17 protein-coding genes and 2 pseudogenes are annotated in these 19467 nt (G+C 28.3%); 8 read left to right on the top strand and 11 right to left on the bottom strand.

Annotated elements, in window-relative coordinates:
- Position 1: 1 nt before the first annotated feature.
- The 8 genes from AJN60_RS03995 to AJN60_RS03960 form a co-directional block, all read right to left on the bottom strand.
- A complete protein-coding gene (locus AJN60_RS03995; protein ID WP_079396806.1) occupies positions 2 to 796 on the bottom strand; it encodes an NADH-quinone oxidoreductase subunit C in 795 nt (264 codons plus the stop codon).
- Positions 793 to 1296: a NuoB/complex I 20 kDa subunit family protein gene (locus AJN60_RS03990; RefSeq protein ID WP_002851253.1), complete on the bottom strand. Its 504-nt coding sequence runs from the start codon at positions 1294 to 1296 to the stop codon at positions 793 to 795. Before AJN60_RS03990 ends, AJN60_RS03995 begins: the two co-directional genes overlap by 4 nt.
- Positions 1278 to 1667, bottom strand: a complete 390-nt coding sequence (locus AJN60_RS03985; RefSeq protein WP_002824972.1) for an NAD(P)H-quinone oxidoreductase subunit 3 — start codon at positions 1665 to 1667, stop codon at positions 1278 to 1280. The genes AJN60_RS03990 and AJN60_RS03985 overlap by 19 nt, the downstream gene beginning before the upstream one ends.
- Positions 1668 to 1779: 112 nt before the next feature.
- Positions 1780 to 2445 carry an ATP-binding cassette domain-containing protein gene (locus AJN60_RS03980; protein WP_032590213.1) on the bottom strand — a complete coding sequence of 222 codons (666 nt, stop codon included), beginning with the start codon at positions 2443 to 2445 and terminating at the stop codon, positions 1780 to 1782.
- Positions 2438 to 3148 carry an ATP-binding cassette domain-containing protein gene (locus AJN60_RS03975; RefSeq protein WP_070285908.1) on the bottom strand — a complete coding sequence of 237 codons (711 nt, stop codon included), beginning with the start codon at positions 3146 to 3148 and terminating at the stop codon, positions 2438 to 2440. The genes AJN60_RS03980 and AJN60_RS03975 overlap by 8 nt, the downstream gene beginning before the upstream one ends.
- Positions 3145 to 3939 carry an ABC transporter permease gene (locus AJN60_RS03970; RefSeq protein ID WP_079861538.1) on the bottom strand — a complete coding sequence of 265 codons (795 nt, stop codon included), beginning with the start codon at positions 3937 to 3939 and terminating at the stop codon, positions 3145 to 3147. Before AJN60_RS03970 ends, AJN60_RS03975 begins: the two co-directional genes overlap by 4 nt.
- On the bottom strand, positions 3926 to 4870 hold the full coding sequence (locus AJN60_RS03965) for an ABC transporter permease (protein ID WP_070285906.1): 945 nt from the start codon (positions 4868 to 4870) through the stop codon (positions 3926 to 3928). Before AJN60_RS03965 ends, AJN60_RS03970 begins: the two co-directional genes overlap by 14 nt.
- Entirely contained in the window at positions 4870 to 6405 is a 1536-nt protein-coding gene (locus AJN60_RS03960; RefSeq protein ID WP_070285905.1) for an ABC transporter substrate-binding protein, read from the bottom strand. The genes AJN60_RS03965 and AJN60_RS03960 overlap by 1 nt, the downstream gene beginning before the upstream one ends.
- A gap of 295 nt (positions 6406 to 6700) precedes the next feature.
- On the opposite strand from AJN60_RS03960, the gene AJN60_RS03955 reads away from it, so the two are divergent.
- The 4 genes from AJN60_RS03955 to AJN60_RS03940 are packed head-to-tail and all read left to right on the top strand — an operon-like array spanning position 6701 to position 11153.
- Complete coding sequence (locus AJN60_RS03955) at positions 6701 to 9070, top strand: DMSO/selenate family reductase complex A subunit (RefSeq protein WP_052858840.1); 2370 nt, start codon at positions 6701 to 6703, stop codon at positions 9068 to 9070.
- A gap of 10 nt (positions 9071 to 9080) precedes the next feature.
- Positions 9081 to 9737 (top strand): DMSO/selenate family reductase complex B subunit, encoded by a 657-nt coding sequence (locus AJN60_RS03950; RefSeq protein ID WP_070285904.1) that lies wholly within the window; start codon positions 9081 to 9083, stop codon positions 9735 to 9737.
- On the top strand, positions 9724 to 10590 hold the full coding sequence (locus AJN60_RS03945; RefSeq protein ID WP_052858839.1) for a dimethyl sulfoxide reductase anchor subunit family protein: 867 nt from the start codon (positions 9724 to 9726) through the stop codon (positions 10588 to 10590). The genes AJN60_RS03950 and AJN60_RS03945 overlap by 14 nt, the downstream gene beginning before the upstream one ends.
- Complete coding sequence (locus AJN60_RS03940) at positions 10590 to 11153, top strand: TorD/DmsD family molecular chaperone (RefSeq protein ID WP_070261470.1); 564 nt, start codon at positions 10590 to 10592, stop codon at positions 11151 to 11153. The genes AJN60_RS03945 and AJN60_RS03940 overlap by 1 nt, the downstream gene beginning before the upstream one ends.
- An 87-nt stretch (positions 11154 to 11240) precedes the next feature.
- Here the strand turns inward: AJN60_RS03940 and AJN60_RS03935 are convergent, their stop codons facing one another.
- A complete protein-coding gene (locus tag AJN60_RS03935; RefSeq protein ID WP_070242985.1) occupies positions 11241 to 11669 on the bottom strand; it encodes a hypothetical protein in 429 nt (142 codons plus the stop codon).
- Positions 11670 to 11805: 136 nt separating this feature from the next.
- Between AJN60_RS03935 and AJN60_RS03930 the strand changes: the two genes are divergently transcribed.
- The 3 genes from AJN60_RS03930 (at position 11806) to cgb (ending at position 15570) form a co-directional block, all read left to right on the top strand.
- Complete coding sequence (locus AJN60_RS03930) at positions 11806 to 13470, top strand: DUF262 domain-containing protein (protein WP_070239824.1); 1665 nt, start codon at positions 11806 to 11808, stop codon at positions 13468 to 13470.
- Between the two features lie 84 nt (positions 13471 to 13554).
- Positions 13555 to 15039: a DUF2779 domain-containing protein gene (locus tag AJN60_RS03925; RefSeq protein ID WP_070239826.1), complete on the top strand. Its 1485-nt coding sequence runs from the start codon at positions 13555 to 13557 to the stop codon at positions 15037 to 15039.
- A gap of 108 nt (positions 15040 to 15147) precedes the next feature.
- On the top strand, positions 15148 to 15570 hold the full coding sequence (gene cgb / locus AJN60_RS03920) for a single-domain globin Cgb (protein ID WP_002862237.1): 423 nt from the start codon (positions 15148 to 15150) through the stop codon (positions 15568 to 15570).
- Positions 15571 to 15589: 19 nt separating this feature from the next.
- On the opposite strand, the gene AJN60_RS03915 is transcribed toward cgb, so the two are convergent.
- Positions 15590 to 17221 (bottom strand): multidrug ABC transporter permease/ATP-binding protein, encoded by a 1632-nt coding sequence (locus AJN60_RS03915; protein WP_053872690.1) that lies wholly within the window; start codon positions 17219 to 17221, stop codon positions 15590 to 15592.
- 49 nt (positions 17222 to 17270) lie between these two features.
- Positions 17271 to 18564: pseudogene (locus tag AJN60_RS03910) on the bottom strand (MFS transporter).
- Between the two features lie 87 nt (positions 18565 to 18651).
- Between AJN60_RS03910 and AJN60_RS09935 the strand changes: the two are divergent.
- A pseudogene (locus AJN60_RS09935) lies at positions 18652 to 19447 on the top strand (MBL fold metallo-hydrolase).
- The last annotated feature ends 20 nt before the right edge of the window (positions 19448 to 19467 follow it).

Below are 19467 nucleotides of genomic sequence, written 5' to 3'. Positions count from 1 at the left end.
TTTAACGCCTTTTCTCTAAAATTTTTGCTTCATCACGTTTTACTTTTTTTACAAAAGCTACGCCTTCATCTTCTTGATATTCTTGTTTAAAGGAAACTTCCTTCTTTTGACCACCTTTTGGCACTTCATGATAAAGTCTTGCAAAATTTAGCGTATCTTTATCATCAACAAAACCAGAATCTCTTTGTTCTTCACCCACTACTTCACGATATTCTTTACCAAAAATTTTATCAATCTCATACCATCTTGCAAACTCATCACCCTTTAAAGGATAAGTTTTTAAAAGCGGATGTCCAAACCAATCATCAGGCATTAAAATGCGTTTTAAATTGGGATGATTTATGATGAAAATTCCAAACATATCATAAATTTCTCTCTCACTCCAATTTGCCCCTTTAAAAACATGAGCCACACTTTGCAAACGCTCTTTTACGCCTACAAAAGTTTTTATTCTCACTCTTAATTTTTTTTCTAAATTTAAAAGCTGATAAAACACTTCAAAACCATTTTTATCTGCTACAAAATCAATAGCACTTGCCTCTGTAAAACTTAAATACCCTAAAGTTTTAAGCATTTGCAAAGTTTTAACATTGTCTTCTTTTTTAATTTCTATTACCCAAAAATCAAGCTCTACAAAGGAATTTAAAATTTCTACTTGAGTTTTTAAAACTTCAAAATCATCTTTAAAAACACTTTCATTAACATCAGATTTTACAGTGTGTGGCGCGTGATAAAATCTATCTTTGTAATAATTTTGAGTTTGAGCATTTTTTTTATCGCTATACTTTCTCATCATATCAACCTTTTAGGTGCGATCTTACGACTTGCTTTTTCTTTGCGGATCTTTTTTTGCAAAATCATCAAAGCAAACTGAAAACTTTCTGGGCGTGGAGCACAGCCTGGTACATAAATATCTACAGGTATAATTCTATCCACTCCTTGAACCGTAGAATAAGTATTAAACATACCGCCTGTATTGGCACAACTTCCCATAGAAATCACCCATTTAGGATCAGGCATTTGATCGTAAAGTCTTCTTGTAAATTCAGCGTGTTTTTTACATAAAGTTCCTGCGATAATCATCACTTCACTATGGCGTGGTGAAGCTCTAAAAATCGTTCCAAATCTATCAAAATCATATCTTGAACCCCCGGCCGCCATCATCTCAATCGCACAACAGGCAAGTCCATAAGATAAAGCCCATAAAGAATTACTCCTACCCCATTGAACTAGTTTATCAACGCTAGTTAAAACGACGGGCAAGCCACTTGCATAATTTACTTGATGCTCTGCCATGCAAACGCTCCTTTTTTATAAGCATATAAAAATCCAACTCCTAAAAGTACGATAAAAACAAAAACTTCTAAAAGCCCAAACCAACCTAAATCTTTAAAAATCAAAGCCCAAGGAAATAAAAACACAACTTCTATATCCAAAAGTATGAAGATTAAGGCGATGATGAAAAATTGAGAGTTAATCTTGTTAGCTTGTTTAACAGGAATAGGACCACATTCATAAATTCCAAGTCCTAATTTTTTGCGATTTTTTGCGGCAAAATTATTACCAATTTTTGAAGCTAAAAAAACCAGTCCAAAAAAAATAACACTAGCAAGTACTAGCATTAAAAAAATACCAAAATAAGGATGCGAAGCATCTATATGAGACATTTATTCTCCTTTTTTAAAGCACTTTAATCACTCCACAACAAAAATTAAATTTACACTTTTCTTTATTTTACTCTAAACTTTCTATATTGAAACTTATATTAAAAAATATTTTTTAAAGTTTTAATTTTTTATGATTAAATTTATAAAAAAGATCACTTTGATGGGTTATAAATATATAAGAAATATTATTTTTTTGCTGATAGTCATATAAAAAAGTTAAAATTTCTTTAGAAGTTTTAATATCAAGCGCTGAAGTAATTTCATCTAAAATCAACAATTTAGGATTTAAAACCAAAGCACGGATAAGACCTACGCGTGTGGCTTCTCCTCCGCTTAACTCATAGGGTTTTTGTTCTAAAATTTGTTTTTTTAGACTAAAAAAATCAAAAAATTCTAAAATCAAATCATCATTCTTTTGTAAATTAAAATTTTCCAAACCATCTTGTATGAGATTTTTGATTTTTTTATAAGGGTTTAAAGCCATTTTTTGATCTTGAAAGCAATACTGAATTTGCTTTCTTAAAAGTCTCTGTTTGTTTTTATCAAGCTTGTGTAAGTTAAGATTTTCATACCATACCTCACCCTCGCTTGGATCTTCTAAAAAACAAAGAATTCTAGCTAATGTACTTTTACCTGCACCACTTTTACCTAAAATTATTAAATTGTCATTTTCATTTAAAGAAAAATTGATATTATCAAAAATAATATGTCTTTCTTTTTTTAAATACCAATGCTTTTTAAGCTCATAAAACTTACTTAAATTACAAACTTTAAGCATTATAATACCTTAAAAACTCATCTAAGCTATATAAATTTGAACTATTTTTTTCTAGCATAAGAATTTCATCTGCTAAAGAATTTACCAAATTTAAATCATGAGTGATGCAAACTAAGGCTGTGTTATTTTTTAATTCTTCTAAAATCGATATAATCTTAGAAGCGTTTTCTTTATCCAAAGAAGCTGTGATTTCATCACAAATTAAAATTTGGGGTTGATTTAATAATGCTAAAGCTAGGCTCACCCTTCTTGCCATACCCAAACTTAATTCATTAGCATAAGAATGCCATAAACGATCAAGATTTTCAAATCCTAATTTTTTAAAATAAGAAAAAGCGTAATCTTTTCTTTCTTTTTGTTTTAATTTTGTATAAGTTTTTAAAACAAGATGACATAAATTTCCAATATCCAAATAAGGATAAAGACTAAGCTCTGCATCTTGCAAAACAAGTGCCACCTTAGAACGAAAATCTCTAAGCTCTTCTTTGTTAAAATTAAAAATACAAGAATTATGAAAACTTAATTCATCAAAACTTATTGTGAAGTTAGAATCTAAAAGTCTTACCAAAGCTTTTCCTAACAAGCTTTTACCCACTCCACTTTGTCCTAGTATCATTAAAGTTTTGCCTGTTTTTATATCTAAATTAATATCCTTAAGCAATAAATTATTCTTCAAACTGATATTTAAATTTCTTACCTTCAAGATCTTATACCCCAAATTTTTTGTAAAAAATTACCCAACCATAAAAGAGGTAAAAACAACAAAAGCAAGCTTAAAAGTGGAAAAAGTATCATCCACCAAGCACCTATAAAAACTGCTTTTGAAGACTCACTCAAAAGAGTACCTAAAGTTGGAATTTCAAATCCTAAGCCCAGTCCAAAAAAACTCAAAGTAGCTTCTGTGGCTATAGCATGAACAATATTAAATATAAAAAGTGTAAAAATCAGTGTTTTTAAAGCGAGTATTAAATCTTTAAAAAAAGCTCTAAATTTAGTTCTTCCAAGCACTATATTTGCTTTGTAAAAATCTAAATTTTCAAGTCTTTTTAATTCACTTTCTATAATTCTTGCTATGAAACACCAATGAATTAAAGCGATTAAAAAAATCATCAAAAACACATCAGAAGTTATCATGCTTTGAAAAAACATCATAAATAAAAAAGCAGGCAAGGCTAAAAAAAACTCTAAAATACGCATCCAAAAAATATAAAAAAAACATCGTGCTAAAAACAAATAACACAAAGCAAAAATAATAGACAATAAAGATCCACCAACACCTATAAGCAAAGAATTTCTCAAAGCAAAAAGCAAACAAGAAAACAAATCCCTGCCTAAAAAATCAGTCCCTAAAATATAAGTAAAATTAGGAGCTTGATGCAAATTTTCTAAATGAGTACTTAAAATATCAAAAGGAGCCAAAAAAGGTGCAAACAAGGCGCATAAAAACAAAAAAATTAAAGGCGCAAGAATGATAAGAAATTTAAACAAAATCAAGCCTTCTTAATCTAGGATTTAAAATCCTAGCTACAATATCACTTAAAAATGTAAAAAATGCTGCAAGTAAAACACTAAAAATTATAAGTGCAAGTACAACAGGATAATCTTTAAAAATAATACTTTTAAAAAGTAAAGACCCAAGCCCCTCGTAAGCAAAGACACTTTCTACCACATAAGTTCCCATCATAAAACTTAAAGCACTTCCCCCAAAATAAGCTACAATAGGACTTAAAGAATATTTCAAAACTAAAAAATAAATATCTTTCTCCCTTAAAGCTCTAGCGTATAAATTTTGAATAAAAATTTGAGAAAAACTTTCATTGATAAAATTTCTAGCAATCCTTAAAAATAACGCCAAATGTGATAAAACGAGCACCAAAACAGGCAAAATTAAATGTTCTAAACGATTTAAAAAATCAACTTCAAAGCCTATATCACTACTTCCCATAACAGGCAAAATTTTCCAAAAAATTCCAAAAATCAAAACAAACAATAAAGCCAAAACAAAAGGAGGTAAAGCAAAAAAATTAAAAGCTAAAAAAGTGATGATTTTATCTATAAAACTTTCTTTATAATAATATCCTAAAAGTGCCAAAAAAACACTAAGTAAAAATAAAAGCATTAAGGCACTAAAACCCAAAATAAAAGTATTAAAAATTCTTTCTTTTATAAGCTTTAAAACACTTTCTCCACTTAAAAAAGAAACTCCTAAATCTCCTCTTAAAGCCTTAAAAAGCCAAATTTTATACTGCTCTAGCAAAGGCTTATCAAGCCCTAAATTTTGTTCTATTCTTTGAACAAATTCTTTGCTTTGTGAATTAACTCCATTAGCATAAGCTATACTGCCTTTACTAAAATGAAGTAAAACAAAACATAAAAAAGTGCTAAAAAATGCTACGACAAGACTAAAAACTAAGCGTTTTAGCACTATTTACTCCACTCATAAACATTCCAAGTAAAACCCACTCCATGATGACCTAAAGTCCTTGCTTTGATACCTTTTAAATCTTTATTATAAACTAAAGCAAAATCAAGATAGGCTAAAAAGATAAAAGGAGGATTTTCATACAAAGCATCTATAAAATCTTTATAATATTTTTTTCTCTCTTCCAAATTTGAAGTATTTCTTGCTTTTTGCAAGGCTATATCCACTTTTTTATCATGATAATGTCCAAAATTCCAACCCTCATCATTTAAAGCACTATCTTGCGAACTTTCAAATACCCTAAAAGTGTGAAAATCAGGATCTAAAGGACTTCCCCAGCCTATTAAAAAGCTATCTACTTTAGAATAATCAAAACTTCCAGCAGGTTTAGCCACCACCTTGCTTACAACTCCTATTTTTTTAAATTCGCTTTGCAAAATTCCAGCCAAACTTACCCTTAAAGGATCATTACTCATCGCCCAAATTTCAAATTCTAAAATTTTTCCATCTTTTTCAAAATTTCCATCTTTATTTTTCTTAAAACCTGCACTTACAAGTAAATCCTCGGCTTTTTTAGGATCATATTTATAAATTTTAAAATTCTTAGGATTTGCCCAAGAACGCTCTAAAGGATGATTGGCTACAAAAGCATAATCATGTAAAAGATTTTTTACTATACTTTCTTTATCAACTGCGTAATTTAAGGCTTGTCTTACTTTTAAATCTTTCAAAAATTCATTATCAAAATTAAACATTAAAGCCCGATAATCAGCCGATTTTTCACGTAAAATTCCAAAATTTTCATCATTTTTAAAAAGATTTAGCAAAGAAACATCGATTAAAGCCGCATCTATCTTACCATTTTTAAGCTCAGCACTAGCTATAGAAGGATCAAAAATGTGTTTTATAATAAGTCTTGGAGTTTTTACCTTATCAAGATAAAAATGTTCATTGGCTTTAAATTCAACATATTCACCTTTTTTCCATTTTACAAATTTATAAGGACCTGTGCCTATAGGATTTTGATTAAAAGAGCTTGTGTTTAAATTCTCATTTTCAAGCAAATGTTTAGGAAGCATTCCTATGCTTAAAGCATCTAAAAATGCGGGATAAGGTTTAAAAAGTGTGATTTTTACATGAGAAGGATTTAAAATTTCCACACTTTTAATGTCTTCAAAATTGACATAAACAGAAGAATTGTTTTTAGGATTTTTAAAGGTTTCTATACTAAATTTCACATCATCAGCACTAAATTTGACTCCATCATGCCATAAAACATCGTCTCTTAAAAAAATATCATAAATAAGCCCATCTTTACTAACATCCCAAGACTTAGCCAAATCAGGTTTTAAACTCATATTTTCATCAAAACGCGTAAGCCCTGAAAATACAAGATTAATCACTGCATCATGATCCTCACTATAAGCAGGATTTATCCTTGTGATTTCATTTTCAACTGCTATAATAAGCATATCTTTTGGAATTTTTGCTTCTAAATTTATAAACAATAACAATACAAAAATTAAAAATCTCAACATAAATAAACCTTTTCATTTAATAATTTGTAAAATTATAAAACAAAAAAACTCAACTCGCAAGCCTATACGGGGGATAAAGTTATATTTTAGTTATAAATTTCTATTTAAATACTATTTTAATAAATTTCTATCACTATATTATTCAAATTTTTATTTTTTGAAGTTAAATTCATAAACGAAAAATCCATTATAAAGCCTATATTTAGGAGTTTTAAAGTCTTAATTTTAATTGAATAAAATTATTATTTGTATTATAATCGCAATAATTTTTATCACATAAATGTAAGGAGATAACATGGAACAAAATCGTAGAGATTTTTTAAAATGGAGTTCTTTGTTTGGCGGCTTAACCTTAAGCCCTATAAATCTAAGTGCAAATTTATTAAAAACTCCACCATTGATCAGCAAATGGGCTGGATGTAATGTAAATTGTGGAACAAAATGTCCTGTAAAAGTGCATACTCAAGATGGAATTATTAAATATGTCAGTACTGATAATGAAGGTGATGATAGCTTTGATAATCGTCAAGCAAGAGCCTGTATTAGAGGGCGTAGTTCAAGATATAAAGTTTACAATGCAAATCGCTTAAAAAGACCACTAAAAAGAGTGGGGAAAAGAGGCGAAGGTAAATTTATGCCTATTTCTTGGGAACAAGCTTTTGATGAAATTTCTGCCAAAATGCAAGAAATTAAAGAAAAATACGGCAATGAAGCCTTTTATATAACTTATTCTACTGGTACTTATGGTTCCGTTTTAGGAAATTGCTATGGCTCTTTATCTCCATTTGCTAGACTACTGAGTTTGTATGGTGGGTATTTAAATTATCACAACTCCTATTCTACGGCTCAAATTTCAAACGCAATGAATTTTTTCTATGGAGGATCTCCTGCTAGCGATATATACACCTTACGCTCTGCAAAATTAGCTATATTTTTTGGAGCAAACCATGTTGAAACTAGAATGGGTGGTGGTGGAGTAGGCTATGCTTATCAAAAAGCCTTAGAAGAAAGTGGATGTAAAATAATTCACATTGACCCAAGATATAATGATTCTATGGTAGGGCATTGTGATGAGTGGATACCTATAGCACCAGGAACCGATGCAGCTTTGATTGCTGCGCTAACTTATGTGATGATAAAAGAAGATTTACTTGATAGAACTTTTCTTGATAAATACACCATAGGCTTTAGTGAAAATACTCTGCCACAAGATGCAGCTAAAAACTCAAGCTATGAAAGCTATGTTTTAGGACTAAACGATGGAGTAGAAAAAACTCCTGATTGGGCTAGCAAAATCACAAAAATTCCAGCACGCCGCATAGTTCAACTTGCAAGAGAAATTGCCACCATAAAGCCTTGTTTTATAGAACAAGGTTGGGGAGTGCAAAGACATTCAAATGGAGAACAAAATGCAAGGGCGATTGCAACTCTAGCTTGTATTACAGGAAATATTGGCATAGAAGGTGCAAATACAGGATGTCGTACTGGAACTAGCGTATATTATGATATACCGACTATTCCTTGCAACAATCCTATAAAAGATTCTATTCCTTGTTTTTTATTTACAGACGCCATTTATCGTGGAAAAGAAATGACAGATATTAGCGATGGAGTACGTGGTACAACACAATTAAAACAAAATATCAAATTTATTTTTAATATAAGTGGAAATTGCCTTACAAATCAGCACAGCACCATTAAAGAAGTGCATGATATTTTAAGCGATGAGAATTTGTGTGAGTGTATAGTAGATGTTAATGTAACAAGAACTCCATCAAATAACTACGCAGATTATATCTTACCTGATGCTACAACATTAGAACAAGAAGATTTTTTACTACCTAGTTCAGGATATTATAGCAATAGACCTTATATTATATATTGCCAAAAAGCCATTGAACCCGTAGGTGAGTCAAAACCTATTTATAAAATGTGTCTTGAATTTGCTAAAAGACTTGGCATAGAAAAAGAATTTAGCGAAGGAAGAACACAAAAAGATTGGCTAAAATACCTTTATGAAGAAAGTATGAAAAAAAATCCACTTTTGCCTAGTTTTGAAGAAATGTGCGAAAAAGGACTTGTAAAATTTGAGCCTGTAAAACCTGTAGTGGCATTACAAAGTTTTATAAAAGATCCTATCAATAATCCTTTAAAAACTCCTAGCGGAAAGATAGAAATTTATAGCACAAAACTCGCACAAATGCAAAAAACTTGGAAATTAAAAGAAGGACAACAAATAGTGCCTATTCCTGTTTTTGAAAGCCAAAGAGAAGGGATTTTGGATCCATTAAAACAAAAGTATCCTTTGCAATTTTTTGGCTATCACTACAAAGGTAGAACGCATTCTAGCTTTTGGGAAATTCCACAAATTAGAGAAGTTAATCCGCAAGAAATTTGGATAAATACCATAGATGCAGAGCAAAGAAGTATCAAAACTGGCGATGTGGTGCAAGTAAGAAATGACTTAGGAATCATACAAGGCATAGCAAAAGTTACTCCAAAAATCATACCAGGTTGTGCAGTAACCCCACAAGGTGCATGGGCAAAATATGAAAATGGTATCGATGTAGGAACTTGTGTGAATTCTTTGGCAAGTATAGTGCCAACTGCTATTTCTAAAGGAAATGGACAACATTCTATTTTAGTTGAAATTGCAAAAGTTTAAGGAGAAAAAGATGAAATTAGAAGAAAATTCACAATTTGGTTTTATGCTAGATCAAAGCAAATGCGTAGGCTGTAGGACTTGCTCACTTTCTTGCAAGGATTATAAAAACATGCCTGTGGGGGTTAATTTTCGCCGTGTGTTTGAGACTGAAGGGGGAAATTGGACCTGTAAAGAAGATGGAAGTTTTGAGCAAAGTGTTTTTGCTTACTACACTTCTATTTCTTGCAATCATTGTTCTAATCCATCTTGTCTTAAAGCTTGTCCAACTGGTGCAACAATGAAAATAAAATGGGGAATAGTAGCAATCGATGATAGTATGTGTATAGGCTGCAAAGCTTGTGCTATGGCATGTCCTTATGGCGCACCTCAATTTAATCATGAAAGTGGTCATATGAGCAAATGCGATGGGTGTTATGAGAGATTAAAAGAAGGTAAAAATCCAATTTGCGTGGACTCTTGTCCTTTTAGAGCATTAAAAGCAGGCGATATAACAAAACTGAGAGAAGAACATGGAAATTTAGCCTCTATCACACCTTTACCTGATGTTTCTATCACGCATCCAAATTTATGTATAGTGCCTGAAAAACATAGTTTGCCTTCAGGTAATAAAAGTGCAATTTTTCATCTACCTCAAAACTACCAAGGAGTTAAAAATGACATCATTTAATCACATTTTAAGCGAAATACCTTTGGTATTATTTACTATTTTAGCACAAGCTGTAATTGGACTTAGTTTGGTTTATGCACCTGCATTTATAAATGGTTACAAAAATTATGCAAATTTAAAGTCTTTTGGATTAGCCTTAGGAATTGCAATGATAGCTGCTTTTATCCCTTCATTTTTTCATTTAAATGATATTACACACATTTTTAATGTATTAAATAGAATGGGTGTTTTTTATGCAAACAATGAATGGCACATAGGCTGGATGAATAATGAAATTTTATTTGTATCTCTTGTGTGTGCTTTGGGCTTTTTGCTTTATCTAAAAACTTCAAATTGGGTGTTTTATCTTACGCTAATATGTGGAATTCTAGGACTTTTCTTTATGAGTGGAGCTTATGGCTCCATGCAAGAAAGTGTACCTACTTGGGATTTTAAGATCACTTTGCTTTATTTTTTTGCTAGTGCTATATTTTTAGGTGCTATTGTTTATTATTGTTTTTTTGAAAATAGCGAACATGAAAGAAAAATGTCATTTTTTACAGGACTTATAGGCATAGGGCTTTTAAGTACTGCTATAGTTTTACAAACCCTACATGTAGGACAAACTTGGATTATGGGGCTTGTAAATCCTTTTGAACTTTTAGGTGGAACCTATGATTGGTTTATATCGCTTTCTTTTGCATTCTTAGGACTTGGGATTGTTACTTGGTATTTGCATAATTATTTACATGAAAAATTTAAAAGTAAATTTTTTGCTTATTTTGCCCTACTTTGTGCATTTTTAGGGGTGTTTACCACTAGAATGCTATTTTATGGACTTATAAGTACTCAAATCATGTTGGGACATTCTTAATGCAAAAATTGGCAATAGATATATTTATCAATTTTTTGCAAAATCCACCTAATCATTTTTTGCTAGAAAAACTTAAAAAAGAAGAACTCTGGCAAAATTGGTTTTTAAAAAATAATAGCAAATTACAATGCACCGCTTTAAAGCTTTTATCATCTTCAAACGAAGATGATAAATTAATAGCAAATGATTTTACATCTTTGTTTTTAAGCGATGTTGATTATGTAAAAGCACCGCCTTTTGCTTCTTTTTATCTTGATGAAAATAAAGAAATTTATTCACATAATTCTGATAAAATTAAGCAAATTTTTGTGCAAAATAACTTTTTTTCTTTTTTTAATGAAGAGCCTGCAGATAGCTTGATAAATGAATTATTATTTATTAGTTTTTTAATCAAAAAACAAGATGATATAACTTTGCAAAAATTCTTAAAAGAAGAATTTTTTACTTGGTTTAACATGTGGAGTTTTGATGTTTATAATAAATCAAAATCTGATTTTTACAAAGCTTTGATAATGCTAATGAAAGATTTTTTTAAAAGACTGAATAAACCTTGCTTATTCTAGTAAGGTTTTATATTTTAAGCATTTTCTACAATATCATTTATGATATTTTATAATTTTAAAAAATTTCTTTATATTTATACAATGTTTTTAAAAATTATCAAAATCAAATTTTCTAGCTTCGTATAATTCTTGCGCCACTTCAAGACTCATTTCCCAAAAAACAGCACCCATAGATTTTGGAATATGATTTTCATCTTCGTATTTACTATTTATGGCTTGATAAACCTCATCTCCTTCTTCGCAATCGACTGCAATACTTCCTAAATAAGGATATACTAAAACCCCAATTGGAGCAGTATCAAATACCCTATATAAGTCAACTTTAGGAAAATTTTCTTTCATAAAAGCTAAAAATTCATTTCTAGCTTTATAATCTGTCTTATTTTTATCAAAATAATTATCATATTTTGTTTTATTGATACAAAAATCATTATTTGGAATATTAAAACACATCCAAAAAGATTTTTTACCTCTTTTAATAGTATATTCTTGTATACTATCAAGTGCTAAAGCCATTTTAATCCTTTATTTTGGCGTTTTAATAATTCTTTGTCTTTACAATTTAAGTTTTACTTAATATATGTTTATTTATAATCAAAGTGTTAAAAATTATATACAATGTATATTAAAATTTAAATTAAGGAGAATATCTATGGAAATAAAAGCCAATATAAGTAGCTTGGAAGATATATTAGCAGATAATCGCAAATTCTATCAAGTACCAGACTATCAAAGACCATATTCTTGGGATAAAGAAAATTTATCAGATTTAATTGATGATTTATTTAATGCATACACAAATAATAAAAATGAAAATTATTTCTGTGGTTCTTTGGTTTTAGTGAATAATGAAAAAGATCAAAGGTTTGATATTATAGATGGTCAGCAAAGAATGACTACCTTCATAATTTTATCTTGTGTTTTTAAAGCCTTATATTGGGAACAAATAAATGATAAAGCAAAAGATTTTATATTAAAATCCATTCAAGACAGATACGAAGAAACGAAAAGGAAATTAAGATTTTTAACAAATGAATACAATCAAAATGGTTTTGAACAAAATATTTTACAAGGTATAAAATTTGAAGAATTTAAAAATATTAATAAAATAGAAAATGACTTAAAAAATGATAAATATATTATAAATGCTTATTATTTTAAAAGCCTTTTACAAAATAAACTAAATGAATATAAAGAAATAAAGATAAATGATTTTATAATTTGGATATATGAAAAAGTAGTATTAACAGTTATAATTTGTCCATCTCAAGATAGCGCTATTAAAATATTTAATGTTTTAAATGATAGAGGTATGCCACTAAGCCCTGTTGATATATTAAAATCATCATTAATGTATGAGTTAGATAATGAAGATAGAAAAATATTTAAAACAACTTGGAATTCTATATATGACAATATTAAAAATAATGAGCTAGAGCTATTTTCGTTATTAAATACATATTTATATTACACCATAACTTCAAATCCTAAAACTAGATTGGATAAAGAATTATTAGATAATTTTAAAAAAAATAATAAAAATTCATTAGAAATAATTAATGATATACAAAAATTTTCAAAATCATATATAGATTTATTGAAAATGGAAGATAAGTATATCTACCTATTAAGATATTTAAGACATGAAATATATTGGACTAGTATTTTAACAACAGCTTTATTTAATAATTATGAGTATTTTGATGAGCTTAAAAAATTATTACTATCTTATTATTATAAAAATTGGATTGCTGGAAATACCATTGCCACAATAAAACAAACAAGTTTTAGAATTTTAAAGCTAGTAAAAGAAAAATCTAATATTCAAGAAATAAAAAATGAAATATTGGAAAATATAAAAAATAATAACATGGAAGAAAATTATATAGAAAATTTAGAATATTATTATGTTTATGGCAACAAATGGGATAAACCTATTTTATTAATGCTAGAATATTTTGCTACAGATAATAATCATCATAGTTTTATACCTTTGGATGCAAATATACAAATAGAACATATATTGCCTATAAAATATAAAGAATATAATTGGGATAAAATATTTACAGAAGACGAAAGAGAAGAATGGACTAATTCTTTAGCAAATTTAACATTATTATCTATGAAAAAAAATGTACAAGCATTAAATTATGATTTTGCTAGAAAAAAAGAAATTTATGCAAACAAAGATAAAGTTAAAACTTGCTACACAATAACCCAAGATGTAATACATAACTATAACGAGTGGGATGTAAATTCTCTTGAAAGAAGAAAAAAAGAGCTAATAGAAAAAATTACAAATATTTTATCTTTTTAAGCTATGATTTTCATAGCTTAAAATTAGATACTTTTACTCTATAAATTTTTATATAATTTCCAAAAAATTTCCAAAAGGCAAATAATGTTTTTATCAAAATCAAAATATACAAAAGGCATACAATGTGCTAAATCTTTATGGCTAAACACTTATAAAAACGAAGTATTAAGTACTCCGAATGAGAATGCTTTGGCTAAATTTAGCACGGGTAATAAAATAGGTGAATTAGCCTACAAACTTTTTCCAAGTGGCATAAAGATAAAATTTGAAAACAGTTCTTTTGATGAGAAATGTGAGCAAACTAGGCAATTATTAAAGAACAATCAAGAAGTTATTTATGAAGCTACTTTTTGCTATAACGATATTTTGGTTATGATAGATATTTTGCAAAATACCAAAGAGGGTTTAATTATAAATGAGGTTAAAAGCTCTACTTCTTTAAAAAATATTTATACAGATGATTGTTCTTTGCAATATTATGTTTTATCAAATTTAAATTATAAAATCAAACAAGTAAATTTAATCTACTTAAACAATGAATACATTAGAGAAGATTTTCTTGATATAAATAAACTTTTCATAATCAATGATATCACAAAAGAAGTTTTATTATATCAAGAACAAGTCAAAGAAAATTTAAAATATTTTGAAGAAATTTTAAACAAAAAAGAAGAACCAAATATTGACATAGGAACACATTGTTTTAATCCTTATGAGTGCGAAGGCTATGAATACTGCTGGAATAAACAAAGAAATTTATGTGAAAATGAAAATATTTTTAATATTTCAAGACTTAATACAAATAAAAAATTTGAATTTTATTATAAAAATATAATCGATTTAAAAGATATCAAAGATCTATCGAACTTTAATGAAAATCAGCAAATTCAAATCAAAGCTTCGCTAAATAAAGAAATTTATATAAACAAAGACAATATTAAAAAATTTTTAGATACTCTAAATTATCCTATATATCATTTAGATTTTGAAACTTTTATGCAAGCTGTACCTGAATTTAAAGGTATAAAACCTTATATGCAGATTCCCTTTCAATACTCTTTACATATAGATCATAAAGACAAACTAGAACATAAAGAATTTTTAAGTGAGTGTGGAGTTGATCCAAGATATGAACTTGCAAAAAAAATAATCAATGATATTCCAAAAGATGTTTGCGTGCTTGCTTATAATGCTAGCTTTGAAAAAGGTGTGATAAGAAATTTAGCAATTACTTATCCTGAATTGAGCGAGTATTTGCTAAATATAGAAAAAAATATCAAAGATCTTATGCTTCCTTTTCAAAACAAAGATTATTATCATTATAAAATGCAAGGGAGTTATTCCATAAAAAAAGTTCTACCCGCTTTAATTCCTGATATGGAGAAAGCTTACAAAGACTTAGAATTGATCCACAATGGAAACGAAGCCATGCAAAGCTTTGAACTTATGCAAAATATGGATCAAAACACACAAGTTAAGTATCGTAAAGCCTTGCTTGAATATTGCAAATTAGATACCTTAGCAATGGTAAAAATTTTAAAACATTTAGAAGAAATTACAAAATTTTAAAAATATTTAAATTAAAATTTCTTATAAATATCTCAATTTTAACACAAGTCAATTTTTTTCTCCTTTTTAAGATATAAAATATCTCTTTTACAATAAAAAGGAGAAATTATGACAAAAGAACAAATTCAAATCATCAAAGATTGTGTGCCTATTTTGCAAAAAAATGGAGAGGATTTAACCAATGAGTTTTATAAAATAATGTTTAATGATTATCCTGAGGTAAAACCTATGTTTAATATGGAAAAACAAATTTCAGGAGAACAACCAAAAGCTTTAGCGATGGCGATTTTAATGGCAGCCAAAAATATAGAAAATTTAGAAAATATGAGAAGCTTTGTTGATAAAGTTGCCATAACTCATGTTAATTTAGGGGTTAAAGAAGAGCATTATCCTATAGTTGGAGCTTGCCTTTTAAAGGCTATTAAAAATCTTTTAAATCCTGACGAAGCTACTCTTAAAGCTTGGGAAGTTGCTTATGGAAAAATTGCTGAATTTTATATCGATATAGAAAAAAAGCTCTATGATAAATAATACAAGCCCATTTTGGGCTTTAATCAAATTTTTCTACTAAATTTTTAGCCAATTCCTTTATATTCTCACCCTTTAATTCGCTGATTTCACCATTTTGAGCCAAGAAAATTCTATCAGCACTATCAAAATATGCATCATCATGTGTGATAGCAAAAATTGTTTTACCTTGCTCTTTTAACAAAGGTAAAAGTTTTTTATAAAAAAATCTTCTAAAAACAGGATCTTGATCAGCCGCCCATTCATCAAGCACTAAAATATCCCTTTCTTCAAGCAAGGCTATAAGCATAGCTAAACGCTTTTTTTGCCCTGTAGAAAGTTTGGTTAAGGTCAGTTCATTATCTTTGACACTTGTTTTATCTTTAAGTTCTAAAAACTCCAACCAAAAAGCAATTTTTTCTTCGCTTGCAAAATTTTCTTTATTTAAGGTTTTAGTAAAAAGATGAAAATCGCTAAAAACAGCAGAAATAAGAGATCTATACTCATCTAACTTTTTATCATCTATAAGCGTATCATCAACATAAATTCCGCCTTTGCTTGGCTTAAAAAGTCCTGTCAAAAGCATACAAAAAGTGGATTTACCACTTCCATTTTTACCTATTAAAAATACCAATTCACCTTTTTTAAGTTCTATATTTACAGGATTTAAGTGAAAATTTTCTTCATAAGCAAATTGAGTATTTCTAAAAGAAATTTTTTTCCATTCGCTAATATAATGTGTTTTTTTAAAACCTTCTATATAATCATCTAATTCCAATTTTGCGATCTTATCCAAAGCGATTTTTGCCAAAAGCAAAGTAGGAAAAGATCCTATCATAGATACTAAAGGGGTTCGTAAAAACAAAATAGAAAGAGCTATAGTTGTAGCATCTGCAACACTTGCCCATTCAAATTTTAAAGCTAAGTAAAACTCTACACCCACTAAAGCCAAAAGAGTTACATTTGTCCAGTTGTTTGAGAGATTGTTAAAAAGATTGCCTAAAGTACTATTTTTCTTTTTCAATCTTGCATTATTTTCAAATTCATCTTCATAGTAAAGCTTGGCTCTATCACGATTGATCAAAAGTTCTTTATGTCCATCTAGTATATTTTGGTAATTATTTTGCAAAGCATCGTCATTTTCCCTTGCCTTTCGAAAATACTGATATACTTTCATCATCAAAAAATTATTAGTAATAAAAATAACCATAATCCATACCACACACAAAGCAAAAATTTGTGGTGAAAGATAACATAAATAAACACTAGTGCATAAAATCAATATACTTGATTGTAAAAAATCAGGCAATCTTAAAAGCCCAAAAGATATATTTCTCACATCACTTCCCAAAGAAGCTAAAATTCTAGCCTTACCTACTTTAGCTACTCTTAATAAAGGGGTGTCTAAGATCTGCTTTACTACGCGTCTTTGCATTTTAAAAATAAAATTTTGTCCAAAAATACTAAGTCCAAGTTCAACTATGGTAGAACTTATAAAAAATATCAAAAGCAAAACAATAAAATAAAAAATAGGAATATTTTGTGCATTTTTAAGCAAATAATCATTGATAAAAACAAGAGTTAAAACTCCAACAGCACTTGTAATAAAAGAAAAAAGCAAAAAAGAAATCAACTTTAATTTATTTTGCTTAAGTAATTCGATAATAAAAGGCATTTATAAACTCCAAAATATAATTTTAATTATAACATTTTAAGAGTGATTATCAAAATTTTATTTTATCTTTTACTATAAAAACAGCACAAATAGCCAATAACGCTAAAAAAATCATATATACACTCATACCATATAAAAATGGATTTTCATTTTTACTCGCGAGTGTATTAAGCCAAAAAACGAGTTGCGGAGTAATACCGCCTGAAATTGCATAAGCAATATTATAAGAAAAAGAAATTCCTGAAAATCTTATTTTAGCTCTAAAAACTTCACTCATTAAAATAGGTGCAAACACATTAATCCCACCTAAAAAACAAACAATCGAATACAAAATACACACCAAAACCAAATTTTTAAGCTCGTATAAAGCATAAAAATATAAAAAAGAAAAAAATACAAAAGTTAAAGAAAAGAAAATGCAAATTTTAAATAAACCAAATTTATCTACAAGATAACCCATAAAAGCCCCGCCTAAAGCTATTCCCAAAATTCCTAATACCTGTAAATAACTTCCTTCAACCCCACTTAAATTTAAAATACTAGGCATAAATTTAGGCATCAATAAAACAAGCACAATAACACAACCTGTTAAAACCCAAGTCATCATCATTGATGAAAATAAATTTTTTACAATATCCTTTTCTTTAAATAAATCTTTAAGTGGAAAAGAGCTAAGCGATGATTCTTTTTTCATTTGTTTAAAAACAGGAGTTTCTTGCAAAAATCTACGCAAATAAATAGAAATAATCCCAAAAATTCCACCTACAAAAAAAGCAATACGCCATGCATAAGCAGCAATTTCTTCTATACTAAAAAAAGCATTAATGATTAAAAATACTATACTTCCTAACAAAATTCCTAAAGCCATAGCTGAATTTAAACAGCTTAAAAAGAAAGCTTTTTGTTTTTCTTGACAATGTTCTCTTACAAAAACCCAAGCTCCAGGTAACTCTCCACCTATAGCTATACCTTGAAAAATTCTTATAAGTATCAATAAAACAGGAGCTAAAAACCCAAGAGTTTCATAACCTGGAATAAAAGCTAAGACAAAGGTAGGAAGAACCATTAGTAAAATACTTAGCATAAACATATTTTTACGCCCAAATTTATCTCCAAAATGTGCCATAACTATACCACCTAAAGGACGTGCTAAATATCCAGCTGCAAATGCTCCATAAGTATTCAATAAAGCCCAAAATTCACTCATATCTTTAGGAAAAAACATTAGCTATATATTCAGCAAAAAAGACAAAAATAATAAAATCATAAAATTCTAAAGTTCCTCCTAGTGAAGAAAGTCCTAAGATCTTAATTTCCTTTGTTCCAAATTTTGATTTTCTCATTGATTAATTACCTTAATTTTTAAAAACATTGTTTTTATTATACTATAATCATTTTCAAAATATTATCTAAAAAATTTAAGGATAAATATGTTTAATTTTATAATCACTCTTTTAAAAACCAATCTTTATTTTTTAGAAGAAAAAATCACAAGCAAAAGTTCAAATCAAACCCATATAATCTCACTTAAACAATCTGATGATGAATTTTTAAATTTATTATTTTCTTTTTTAGTGCCACAAAGCGATGAAGATAAGAATTTTATAGAAAAAACTCGCACAAAAATCAAAAGAAATGAGCATAATATTGCTCTGATAAAAAATCCAAATTTTAATGCTTTAATAGACACAGGGTTTTTAGATACTATTGATACATTAAAAGAAAAATTGCATATCCACAAAACCGATTTAAAGATATCACTCATATTATCTTAACACACGCACATCCTGATCATATAGGAGCTTTAATGAGCGAAGAAAATCTTTTTCCAAAAGCTCAAATTTTAATCGATAAAAAAGAATATGATTTTTGGATCAAAAGCGATAGACAAGAAATTAAAAACACCTTGCTTAAACTTAAAAATATAGAATTTATTAACCACTCTAAAGATTTGATCTTTCAAAATTCAGGCATTAAAGCCATACCTGCTTACGGGCATACCCCAGGTCAAAATGTTATCATAATTGATGATAAAATAGTCTTTTGGGAGATTTACTTCATCTTTATGATATACAAATCCCAAAACCTAAAATCGCTATAAAATTTGATATAGATCAAAATGAGGCTATACAAACAAGGGAAAAACTACTTAAAGAATTTAAAGAAAGAAAACTCAAAGTTATAGGGACTCATGCATCTTTTATCGAACCTGAATTTTTAGATTAATTACTTAAAAATTACTAAAA

The organism is Campylobacter sp. BCW_4323, from assembly GCF_001763115.1.
In the GTDB taxonomy this organism is placed as follows: Bacteria; Campylobacterota; Campylobacteria; order Campylobacterales; family Campylobacteraceae; genus Campylobacter_D; species Campylobacter_D jejuni.
This window is presented reverse-complemented; position numbering and strand designations above follow the sequence as displayed.